This is a genomic window from Polaribacter sp. R2A056_3_33, assembly GCF_019278485.1.
Lineage (GTDB): Bacteria > Bacteroidota > Bacteroidia > Flavobacteriales > Flavobacteriaceae > Polaribacter.
In genome coordinates this window covers 2,011,407-2,023,538 of the sequence record NZ_CP058984.1, presented here as the reverse complement: position 1 = coordinate 2,023,538, position 12,132 = coordinate 2,011,407, and the positions used below count along the sequence as shown (strand labels likewise).

The following is a 12,132-nucleotide window of genomic DNA, read 5'->3' as shown; positions in this document are numbered from 1 at the left end:
CTGCAAATTTACACTTTTTTTATGGAGTGTAAATTTTATTTTTGATTGCATACATAACCAAACCAACTCTATTCTTTACATGTAATTTAGTAAACAAAACATCTCTATACCCATCAATTGTTTTTGGACTTAAACACATAATTTCTGCAATTTCCTTATAGGTTAATTCAGAACAAGCATGTTTCATAAAAGTAATTTCTCTTTCTTTAAATTTTATTTCTGCCTCTCCATTTCCAGAAAGAGATTTCATTAATAAATTGGTTACATTTTTGGTATGATAAAATCCATTTTCTGCTATTTCCACCAAAGCTTTTTCTAAAACTACTTTTTCGGTATCTTTTAATAAGTAACCAATAGCACCAACTTTTAACATTTTTAAAATAGTAGCGTCTTCATCTTCCACAGAAAGTGCCATTACATGTACTTCATTATGGTTTTTAGAGATCCATTCAGTTGTTTCAATTCCATTCATTATAGGCATATTGATATCCATTAAAACAACATCTGGAATAAATTCTGGTGAAGAAGAGAATTTATCAACTAATTCTTGTCCATTTTTGCACGTATATAAAACTTTAAATTTATTAAAAGTATTTACCATAGCAGCAATTGCTTGTGAAAGCAATGTGTGATCATCTACAATAACAACTGAATATTTCATCATAACCTATATACTATATTTAAGGAAGTACCTTTATTTACTTCAGAAGTAAAAACTGCTGTAGCTCCAATTAATTTTGCTCTATTTTTAATATTTTCAAGTCCTATACCGTTTCGTTTATTTTCTAATGATGAAAAACCAACTCCGTTATCTTTTGCAGTAATTTCTAAATTAATGGCACCAAACTTTAATTCAACGGTTAATTTGGATGCCTTAGAATGTTTTATGGTATTAGAAAAGAACTCCTGCAAAATTCGAAAAATAATGATGCTAGATTTTTCATTAATTATATGTTCATTCCCTAAAATTATCAAGCTAGCATTTATAAAGTTTAATCTATTAAAACGATCTATTTCTAATTGTACGGCTTCTCTTAATTTTATATTCTTTATCGCTTCAGGGTTAATTAATTTTGATAATGCTCTTACCTCTGTTAAACCTTTAGTAATCGTTTCTGAAACTTCGTGAATATTTTCTGGAGAAGCATTCTGCAATTGAATTTTAGCTAAAGTTAATAACTGCCCAATATTATCGTGCAATTCCCAACTAATATTCCTTAAAGTTTCTTCTCTAATTTCTATTTGTGTTTCGGCAATTTCTCTTTCAAACCTTTTTTTATTTTCCGCTTGCAGTTCTAGAAGGCTATTCTTTCTTTTTTGAAAAACAGTAAACAATAAAATAATAAAAATAACAAATGTGATGATTATTATAGTGGTTACAATTAATATTATTTGACTCGCTTCTGACTCCATAGTGCTCCCAATATAAAACAACTATACATAAATATCACTAACACTAACTGAATATTATACAAATAGTCTATTACAGCCCTAGAAGTACCTTTCATATTATTTAAAATAGAAGTGATTGGTATGGTACCTAAATAATAGCACAATAGTCCAAAAGCAATCCAAAAAGTAAGAGATCGCTTATAATTAAGAATTTCATTAGAAGATAAAAAATCCTTATAAAATAAAAATAAAACAATAGCTATTAATAAACTACCAGAAATGGAGGCAATACTATTGTAAACTTCAAAATAAGTTCCTTGATACATATAATAGAGCGTAGTTAAGAAATAAACTACATTAAAAAGAATTATAAGACCCGTAACTGTTTTTCGAGTTTTTGCTAAAAATAATATTTGTTTTGCAAATAAAAATAAGAAATTAAATTCGACAAAAGTAAGGGTATTGTATACCCATAAATTGTCTAGCTCTAAACTATATTTTACATAGCTTGCAATCATCTCACAAGCAAACATAGCAATCAAGTACCCCAAAAAGTATTTTAAATCAACATCAAAAGATTTTTTAAAATAGAAAATAGCATAGACTACTATGGCTACAAAATATAATATGTAAATTAATTTATCCAAAATATTACATTGGTGGTGTTGGTTTCAATCTATTAGCCCCAGAACTTTTAAGATCTTCTTGAGCACCAATAAAAGGTAAAAAAGAAGCTCTAACTACCTGCTTGGTTTCTTTACTACTAAATTGATCTAAAAATTTTGTAAAAGGGATTGCTTCTCCTTTATTAGAATACAAAGGTTCATAAGCAACATTTTTCTTTTCTTTAATATCTGCAGTTGGCATAAAAATTAAAGTCTGTCTACCTCTTAAAATCTCTTCTGGATAATCTTTAGGATATGCAGCAGTAAAAATTCTAACACCAGTAAGCTCAATATCTTTTTCTTTTGATAACCTTTCTACATAAGCAATATATTGCTTTAATTGATTAATATCGTAAAAATGAGAAATACTCTCAATTTCATTAGCATCACCTGTAAGTTCTTTCCTATACTTGTCTAAAACAGGTTTCTGTCCTACATCATATTGATGAAACATACTAGCCATTTCTTTATAAGTGATCGTATTAGAAGGCCTAGAACTATCAACTTCAGTAACCTGAGATATTGTTTCAGACTTACAACTAATTATAAATAATGCTAAAAAAAATATTTGATAAAATTTAAAAACTGTTTTCATAATATAGTAGTTGGATTAATACGCTTGAAAATACAAATTAAATTATAATCTAAGAAGAGTAAAAGTAAAAAACAACATTAAGCACTATATATCAAATACTTAATCGAAACACTACTTATATCAAACTTGCTTAAAAAGGGGTTTTTCCTGTATAAATTCAATGATTTACACTAACCGTTTATTCCTAATTATTTACCAATTTTGAAGTATGAAATAAAAAGAAAAGTAAAAGGGGAAATTGCAAAAAATACACTTGATACTTTATAGAAAGTGTTTAAATTAAAAAAGTCTCAAAACTGTTGTTTTGAGACTTTTAATTTTTATAATTATTTTAGAAATTTAATCTGCTAAAATAATTGCTTTATTATCTTTTAATTCTAAAGTTCCAGATTTAATAGCAATTGTTAGAATATTATCATCATCTATATGAATTTCATAATGTCCTTTAAATTGATCAAATTCTAAATGTTCTTTACTATGAACATGAATTTTAACTATTCCTTCCTTTAAGTTAGCAACAATTGGTGCGTGATTATTTAACATTTGAAACTCACCATTTTCTCCAGGAACTGATAATGAATCAATTCTTGCTGAAAATAATATAGCTTCTGGTGTTACAATTTCTAAAAACATATCTCTTATAGTTTACAGTCTTCAATTTGCAGTTTACTTTCTTTTTTAAGATTGAAAACTGCAAACCGCTGACTAATTTTATGCTTCTGCTAACATTTTCTCTCCAGCATCAATTGCATCTTGAATTGATCCTCTTAAGTTAAATGCTGCTTCAGGGTATTTATCTAACTCACCATCCATAATCATATTAAAACCTTTAATAGTGTCTTTAATATCAACTAAAACTCCTGGTATACCTGTAAATTGTTCAGCTACGTGGAAAGGTTGAGATAAGAAACGTTGTACACGTCTAGCTCTATGAACTACTAATTTATCTTCTTCAGATAATTCTTCCATACCTAAAATTGCAATAATATCTTGTAATTCTTTATAACGTTGTAAAATTTCTTTTACAGCTGTTGCAGTATTATAATGCTCATCACCTAAAATTTCTGCAGATAAAATTCTTGAAGTTGAATCTAAAGGATCTACCGCTGGGTAAATACCTAATTCTGCAATCTTACGAGACAATACTGTTGTTGCATCTAAATGCGCAAACGTTGTTGCTGGTGCTGGATCTGTTAAATCATCTGCAGGTACATATACTGCTTGTACAGATGTAATAGAACCTTTTTTAGTTGATGTAATACGCTCTTGCATTGCACCCATTTCTGTTGCTAATGTTGGTTGGTAACCTACCGCTGATGGCATACGTCCTAAAAGTGCTGACACCTCAGAACCTGCTTGTGTAAAACGGAAAATATTATCAACAAAGAAAAGAACATCTTTACCTTCTGCTTCTCCAGCTCCATCTCTAAAGTATTCTGCAATTGTTAAACCAGATAACGCAACACGTGCACGTGCTCCAGGTGGCTCGTTCATTTGACCGAATACGAAAGTAGCTTTAGAACCTTTCATTCCAGGTTTATCTACCTTAGATAAATCCCATCCTCCTGCTTCCATAGAATGCATAAAATCGTCTCCGTATTTTATAATTCCAGATTCTAACATTTCACGAAGTAAATCGTTTCCTTCACGAGTTCTTTCTCCAACACCTGCAAAGACTGATAAACCACCATGTCCTTTTGCAATGTTGTTAATTAACTCTTGAATTAATACTGTCTTACCTACTCCTGCTCCTCCAAATAATCCAATTTTACCTCCTTTTGCATAAGGCTCAATTAAATCGATTACTTTTATACCTGTAAATAAAACTTCAGTAGATACTGATAAATCTTCAAATTTAGGTGCAGATCTGTGAATTGGCAAACCATCTTTACCTTCTTTTTTCAAGTTACCTAAACCATCAATAGCATCTCCAGTTACATTAAACAAACGGCCATAAATATCGTTTCCGATAGGCATTTGAATAGGATTACCTGTAGCCACAACCTCAGTTCCTCTACTTAATCCATCAGTAGCATCCATTGAGATAGTTCTAACTGTATCTTCTCCAATATGCTGTTGTACCTCTAATACTAAAATAGAGCCGTCAGCTTTTTTGATTTCTAACGAATCGTAAATTTTAGGAAGTTCATTTTCAGTATTGAATTCAACATCAATTACTGGCCCAATAATTTGTGAAACTTTACCTGTTATTGTAGACATTATGTATCTAATTAAAGTTATTATTTTATTTCAGAGATTTCAGCCTCTTTTTTCAGATTGCAAAGGTAATTTTTTTGTCCTTAATTAAAAAAGATTTTCCTCTTTTTTAATTGAAAAAGAAACAAATAACAGAAACAAAAAAAACTCTGCTCAAAATGAGCAGAGTTTTATATTAAAATGTAGTTAAAAATTATTTATCAGATAACTTAATAACTACTCTTCTGTTTTTACTTCTTCCTAAACTAGTGTTGTTAGATGCAATAGGATCTTTCTCTCCTTGACCAACTGTTTCTAATCTATTAGCGTCAAAGCCTTTTTCAACTAAATAAGCTTTAGCAGATTCTGCTCTTCTTTCAGTTAAGTATAAGTTGTAAGCACTAGCTCCTCTACTATCTGCATAACCTTCTATTACATAGATTACATTATCTACAGAACTAATTAAATCATAAACTTTATCTAATTTTCCAGCAGATGCTCTATTAATTTTAGCGCTATCTGTACTAAATAAGATTTCTTTTGAATATCCTGATAAAGCTGCAATTTGCTCTGCTGTCATAGCGTCTTCTGGACAACCATTATTAGAAGCAACGCCTGCAAACTCAGGACATTTATCATCTTTATCTAAAACTCCGTCTCCGTCAGTATCTGGCCAAGGACATCCTGCATTATCAGCTGGTCCTGCAACAGATGGACATTTATCATCTTTATCAGCTACACTATCTCCGTCTGTATCTGGGCAACCTTTATTAGCTTTAGTTCCTTTAGCACTAGGACACATATCATCTTTATCAGCTACACCGTCTCCGTCAGAATCAGGACAACCATTCATAGCTGCTAAACCTGCAACTGAAGGACAAGCATCATCAGAATCTTTTACTCCATCGCCATCAGCATCAGGACAACCATTAAATTCTACTAAACCTGCTTCTTCTGGACAAGCATCATCTTTATCATATACTCCGTCTCCGTCAGTATCTGTTCCTCCAAATTTAATCACTAAACCTAAAGAAGTTTGGTAATGCGCTCTTACATTATCAGAAAAACCTTTTTTAGTTCCTGTTTGAAAGTTTAATCCTAAGTTATCATTAAACCAAGTGTTAAAACCAACACCTCCATTTAACATTGCTTCACCACTAGAATCTACAGAAGTATAACCTCCACCTAAATATACATAAGGATCAAACCAACCTGTTTGTCCAACTAAGTTATTTAAGTCATACTTTACAACTGCATCTACAGCCCAATAAAGAAAATCTGAATCATCTTCAATTGTAACTGTTTCAATTTTATTTAAAGACCCCGCTAATTGTAAAGAGAAACCTTTGTCTAAATACTTTTCTCCAGATATTCTAGAAATAGAAGGTAAAATGTTCCAATCTTTATTCCCAAATAAATCTTTTATTTGGTCGCTAAAGTCATCACCATTGTAAAAATCTACTACGTTTACACCAAAACCTACAGCCCAAGGGTTGTTTTCATCTTGTGCGTTTACGTTACCAACTGTTACCAACGTAAACAAAGCTATCACAGCTATTCTTAATCGTTTCATTATCAAATTTTTAAATTAAAAGTTCGTTATTATTATACGCAAAAGTAAATCCTTAAATCGTATATACAAAGACAAATCTACAAAATATTATTAAAACAATACGTTTTATTAATTCTAATTCCCTTTGAATTCACTCTATATTTTTTATAAAGACTCTAATAAAGTTCTTTAAGACACTCATTAGCATTAACTAAAGGATAACCAATTCTATTTTCTAACTTTTTTTTCAGCTCTAAAGAGAAAAGAATTAAGCAGTTAAATTACTATTTTTAATTATAAATTTATCTTAATTTTTAAGTTGATACTTTTCTACAAATCACACCTCAACAACGTCAATTTCTTCATTAATATAGATCAATAGTTTTTTTTCTACTTTAAAATTCATTGATTTTAGAGTTCTTTCATATCTTAATAACTGCTGATGATGTTCTGACGAAGGGTTTCCTGTCTTATAATCAATAATAACCACTTTTTTATCTGCTATAAAAATCAACCTATCTAAAATAATAATCTGATTATCTACATCAACAATTTCTCTTTCATTAAAAACTTTAACTTTATCTGAAAAATAAAGTTCTAATTCAGGATGATTTACAATACTAAGAACACTTTTTTTAATAAAAATTTGCTGTTCTATATTTATAACCCCTTGTTGATAATACATAGAAATGACCTTCTCAACATCTTTTGAAGTAATAATTTTAGATAAAATTTCATGAAATAAATTCCCAAAATCAATAGCTTTTCCTTGTTCTGTATTCCATAATTTAGAAGAATTTGCTAACAAAACAATATTATGTTCTTGCCAAGGAGTTGAAATAAATTTCTCATGGATTTCTGCAACAGAACTTTCTTCTTTCTTTTCACTGACCCTTTGCACATCTCCAAAAAGATATTCAAAAAGATCATCACTCCAGAGGTTTTGTTGTTTTAAGTAATTGATAAAAACACCTGAATAAAAATTAGTATTCTCCTCTCCTTTAGCTGATATTTTTTTATCAGTAATAACATGTAATTGCTCTACAGCTCTTGTTAAAGTAACATACAATAAATTAAAATTATCTAATTCTAATTCTTCGCGTTGCTTGTTATAAATATCTAAACCTCTTTCACTAACAATACTTAAACTTTTACTATAATCAACTAATAGTTCGTCGAAACCTTCATATGATTCTGGCAATTGATCTAACCATGATTTTGGTTTTATCTGTCGATAAATATCTACATCACAAGGAAAAATAACCACCGGAAATTCCAATCCCTTCGATTTATGAATCGTCATAATCTGAACTGCACCAGCACTTTCTGGAGCAACAATACTTAGTCGTTCTTTTTTAAGTTCCCAAAACTCTAAAAACTCTCCAACATCAGTTCCGTTTCTTTGCTGTTCTAAAACAACATCTAGAAAAAATTGTAGATATGCATCAGAAGAATTTATCAAATTAAAACCTCTAATAATTTCTTCTATTTTCTCATAAAACGGCAATTGATGAAATGCCGAAATATTAAACGTGACACCAAGGTTTTTTAAAGATTCTAAAATAGTTTGATTATCCGATTTTGCAAATTCATTAAAAAAGACATGTTTTGGTTTTTCTATCTGTAAATGTTGATGTAAAAAATACAGCATTTCAAAACGTGTTTCTTCATCACTTGGGTTTTGTAAAACCTTTAAAACATCAACAATAAAAGTAACTTTTGCACTATTTTTAAGCAATAAGGTTTCCGACGAAACAATATCAATTCCTTTTTCTGATAAATAATTTGCCACTGCAACTCCGTCTTTTCTAGTACGAGTCAACACGCAAATTTCACTCAAAGAAAAACTCTCCTTTAATTGGAGGATTTTCTCTAAAACCTTCTGCGGATATTTTACTTTTTCAAGCTCTTTGTCTTCATTTTTTTCAAGGAAGGTTAACGAAACTAAACCTCCTTTTTTAGCATTTTCTATTTGCTTGTTACCTTCTATAAAAATATTCTTATACGATTCATTCTGAATGAAATTTGCCGTATGCTGAAAAAAAGAATTGTTAAAATTAATAACCTCTGAATAACTTCTAAAATTGGTTTCTAAATTCTTAATTTCTTTAGAAACATGAAAAGGATTCAATCTGTCTGAACCTAATTCAATAAATTGTTCTGCTTTTCCTCCACGCCATCTATAAATGGCTTGTTTTCCATCGCCAACCAATAATAAATTACTATTTTCTTGCGCCAACGTATTGTCTATTAACGGCACTAAATTTTGCCATTGCAACACAGAAGTATCTTGCATTTCATCAATAAAATAATGCTGAAAACGTTGCCCAATTCTTTCATAAATAAAAGGAGCTGGTTGGTCTTTTATATTATCTGAAATCAATTGATTAAACTCTGCATTTAATCGAATATTATTGTCTTCTTTTATATTTTCTAACTCTGAATTTATATTATTTAAAACGGCTAAAGGAATAATACTTTTCAACGCCAATTTATTCATGGAGAATTGCTGATAAACAACTTCAGCTTCCTTAAATAATCGAACAATATCGGGAACAATTTGATCTATAGAACTTGCAATAAACTCTGCGGTAGACTTTGAGTAATATTGATTATTCTCGATTGCTTTTTTTATCGTTTCACTTCGTTTGATAAAATCTATATCTACAGATTTCGTGCTTAAATCTGCAAAGAATTTAGGAATAGTACCTCGCATAAAATTTTTATGCTCTAAATCGTTGTTTTCTATTAACTCAAGACACTCTTCACCAACTTTTTTAATGGAATCTTTTAATTCTTTTTGCTGATTATATAACTTCGACTTTAAGTTTGTAAAATCTTCTAATTTTTTATCCGCAAGGCTTCTAAAATGTTGCACATCATCTTCATTTAATAAGATTCTTGCAAACTCACTTAAATCTCTAGAAATATCCCAAGACTTATCATCATCTGTTTTATCTAGTGAATAATCTATTAAAAGGTTTGTCAGTTTTTTATCTGTTCCAATCTTAGAAATTAAAACATCTACAGCTTCATTTAAAAGAGAAACAGCATCCATTTCTACTTCAAAATTAAGTGACAAACCTAAATCGAACGCGAAGTTTTTAATTATTTTATGTGTAAAACTATCAATTGTAGTAATTGAAAAAGCAGAATAATTTTTTAAAATTGCGTCTAAAATTTTCTTACTTCTTTCCTGAATGATTGCTTTATCAATCTTTATTTCATCAACAATAATATTCAATAAATCATTTTCCTCACCATCTGCAAAATCTTCTAAACTAGACAATACACGCTCTTTCATTTCACCAGCTGCTTTGTTGGTAAACGTGATTGCTAAAATTTTCTGAAACGAAAAAATATCATCAGAAGTTAATAAAACTTTAATGTATTCTTTTACGAGCGTAAAGGTTTTTCCACTTCCCGCAGAAGCGTTATAAACCTGAAAGGATGATGTATTTTGCACAATTTATTTTACTGCAAAATACAAATTAAGCAATTAATTTCAGTTAAATATCAATATTTATTTTAGAGTGATTAACTTAGAATTCTCCAAATTTGTGCTACCAGAAACGTAATTATAAAACCTGCTATAACGGGTAAAATTGTTGCTACCACAGTCCATTTTTTACTTTTTGTTTCTTTATAAATAGTATAAATAGTTGTGCTACAAGGATTATGCAACAAACTAAACAACATTACATTCACCGCTGTTAAAAGCGTCCATCCACCACTTTTTAAAATATCACCTGTTGCTGTAACAGAATCTAACTCAAACATTACACCCGCTCCTGCGCCACCAACAGCTCCCGTTACCATTACTGTTAACATTAATATAGACGGAATTACAATTTCATTAGCAGGAATAGCAACTACATAAGCCAATAAAATAACACCATTTAAGCCTAATAGAAATCCAAAGCCATCTAAAAAATCAATTAAATGCAACGCAATGCTTTCATCACCAATAAAAATATTAGAAATTAACCATATTACCGCTCCAGCAGGTGCCGCAAACACAATGGCTCTCCATAAAACTATTAATGTTCTATCTATTAAAGAAGTGTAAATGGTTTTCCAAAATAAAGGTGTTCTATAAGGAGGCAACTCTAAATTAAAAGTTGAAACCTCTCCTTTTAAAACTGTTTTAGATAATGCCCAAGAAAAGAAAAACATAAAAAAAATCCCTAAAACGGCAATTCCTACAACAGCAACCAAAGAAATTAAACTTGAATATGATGACGGTACAACAGCTCCAATAAAGATCGTTGCTAATAGAATCTGCGTTGGCCAACGACCATTACACAAAGAAAAATTATTAGTAACAATTGCAATTAATCGCTCTCTCGGACTATCAATAATTCTAGTAGCTACAACTCCAGCCGCATTACAACCAAAACCCATTGTCATAGTTAAAGCTTGCTTACCATGTGCTCCAGATTTTTTAAAAAGTGAATCCATATTAAAAGCAACTCTAGGTAAATATCCAAAATCTTCTAATAGGGTAAATAATGGAAAAAAGATGGCCATTGGCGGCAACATTACAGCAATTACCCAAGCAACTGCTAAATAAATACCATCAATTAAAAAACCAGACAACCACCAAGGAAAACTCAAGAATGCAGCACCCTCTTTTAATAAAGGATGAATTGTATCTAACAACAAACTTGCCAACATAGATGATGGGTAATTTGCCCCAATAATAGTTAACCAAAGTACTAAACCTAATAACAATAGCATAATTGGAAAACCCCAAATTTTACTAGTTACTATTTTATCTATTTTAGCATTTAAATAAAAAGCTCCTTTTTTATTATCTTTTACAACTGTTTTTTCAACAATCTTAGAAGTATCAGCATAAATTGCTTCCGTTAAATTATCGTGAAAATCATCGCCAATTTGCCAACGCAATTCGTTAGATAATTCTATAATTTTATCAATGTTTTTTGTTCCCATTCTCTTCAATTAAATAAAATCACCTGTTTTTAAGGCATCTAAAATATGCGTATCTCCTTCTAAAACCCTAAAAGCTAACCACCTGCTATTTGAAACCGTTGGATACTCTTCTTGAATAGCTGCACTCAATTTCTGCACAGCATCTTCTACATGTTTTGGAATGCTTTTTATTTTATAAGGTTTACAAACTATTTTTCCGTTTGCCAAATCACTAATTGCGGCAATTAATTCTGGAATTCCTTCTTTAGATCTTGCACTAGTTGGTACCACAGGAATTCCCAATTCTCTAGATAAACTTCTATAGTCTATGTTTATATTATTTTTTTCCGCCTCGTCCATTAAGTTTAGACAAAGAACTGCGTTCGAAGAGATTTCTAAAATTTGAAGTACCAAATTTAAATTACGCTCTAACCTGCTTGCATCAACAACTATTACCGTTAATGTTGGTTTACCAAAAAGGATAAAATTTCTAGCAACCTCCTCATCTTCAGATCGAGACATTAAAGAATAGGTACCTGGTAAATCTATTAATTTAAACTTTTGTTGCTGATATTCAAACGCTCCTTCTGCTCTAGTTACTGTTTTTCCTGGCCAATTACCTGTATGCTGCCTCAACCCTGTTAATGCATTAAAAACAGTACTTTTTCCTGTATTTGGGTTTCCTGCTAACGCTATTACAAAGTCTACATTCTCTGTATCTACACCCAGTTTTTTAACACCTTCTAAAGTATGATGTGCACAAGTGTCACAAGCTGATTTTGTTGCTGTTTTCATTT

General features: G+C 30.3%; 8 protein-coding genes and 1 pseudogene. All 9 read right to left on the bottom strand.

The window, feature by feature from the left end; genetic code table 11:
- Nucleotides 1-19 precede the first annotated feature (19 nt).
- The gene (locus H0I29_RS08455; RefSeq protein WP_218755085.1) at nt 20-664 is read right to left on the bottom strand and encodes a response regulator transcription factor; all 645 of its coding nucleotides are present in this window, start codon (nt 662-664) and stop codon (nt 20-22) included.
- Nucleotides 661-1,413: a sensor histidine kinase gene (locus H0I29_RS08450; protein WP_218755084.1), complete on the bottom strand. Its 753-nt coding sequence runs from the start codon at nt 1,411-1,413 to the stop codon at nt 661-663. Before H0I29_RS08450 ends, H0I29_RS08455 begins: the two co-directional genes overlap by 4 nt.
- Nucleotides 1,389-2,039: a hypothetical protein gene (locus H0I29_RS08445; protein WP_218755083.1), complete on the bottom strand. Its 651-nt coding sequence runs from the start codon at nt 2,037-2,039 to the stop codon at nt 1,389-1,391. Before H0I29_RS08445 ends, H0I29_RS08450 begins: the two co-directional genes overlap by 25 nt.
- A 4-nt stretch (nt 2,040-2,043) precedes the next feature.
- Nucleotides 2,044-2,652, bottom strand: a complete 609-nt coding sequence (locus H0I29_RS08440; RefSeq protein ID WP_218755082.1) for a hypothetical protein — start codon at nt 2,650-2,652, stop codon at nt 2,044-2,046.
- Between the two features lie 339 nt (nt 2,653-2,991).
- Entirely contained in the window at nt 2,992-3,285 is a 294-nt protein-coding gene (locus tag H0I29_RS08435; protein ID WP_165734305.1) for a F0F1 ATP synthase subunit epsilon, read from the bottom strand.
- A gap of 78 nt (nt 3,286-3,363) precedes the next feature.
- On the bottom strand, nt 3,364-4,872 hold the full coding sequence (gene atpD / locus H0I29_RS08430; RefSeq protein WP_165734304.1) for a F0F1 ATP synthase subunit beta: 1,509 nt from the start codon (nt 4,870-4,872) through the stop codon (nt 3,364-3,366).
- A gap of 190 nt (nt 4,873-5,062) precedes the next feature.
- Complete coding sequence (locus H0I29_RS08425) at nt 5,063-6,421, bottom strand: OmpA family protein (protein WP_218732364.1); 1,359 nt, start codon at nt 6,419-6,421, stop codon at nt 5,063-5,065.
- Nucleotides 6,422-6,737: 316 nt separating this feature from the next.
- Nucleotides 6,738-9,866 carry an exodeoxyribonuclease V subunit beta gene (locus H0I29_RS08420; protein WP_218755081.1) on the bottom strand — a complete coding sequence of 1,043 codons (3,129 nt, stop codon included), beginning with the start codon at nt 9,864-9,866 and terminating at the stop codon, nt 6,738-6,740.
- Between the two features lie 71 nt (nt 9,867-9,937).
- A pseudogene (feoB, locus tag H0I29_RS08415) lies at nt 9,938-12,130 on the bottom strand (ferrous iron transport protein B).
- Nucleotides 12,131-12,132: the final 2 nt, after the last annotated feature.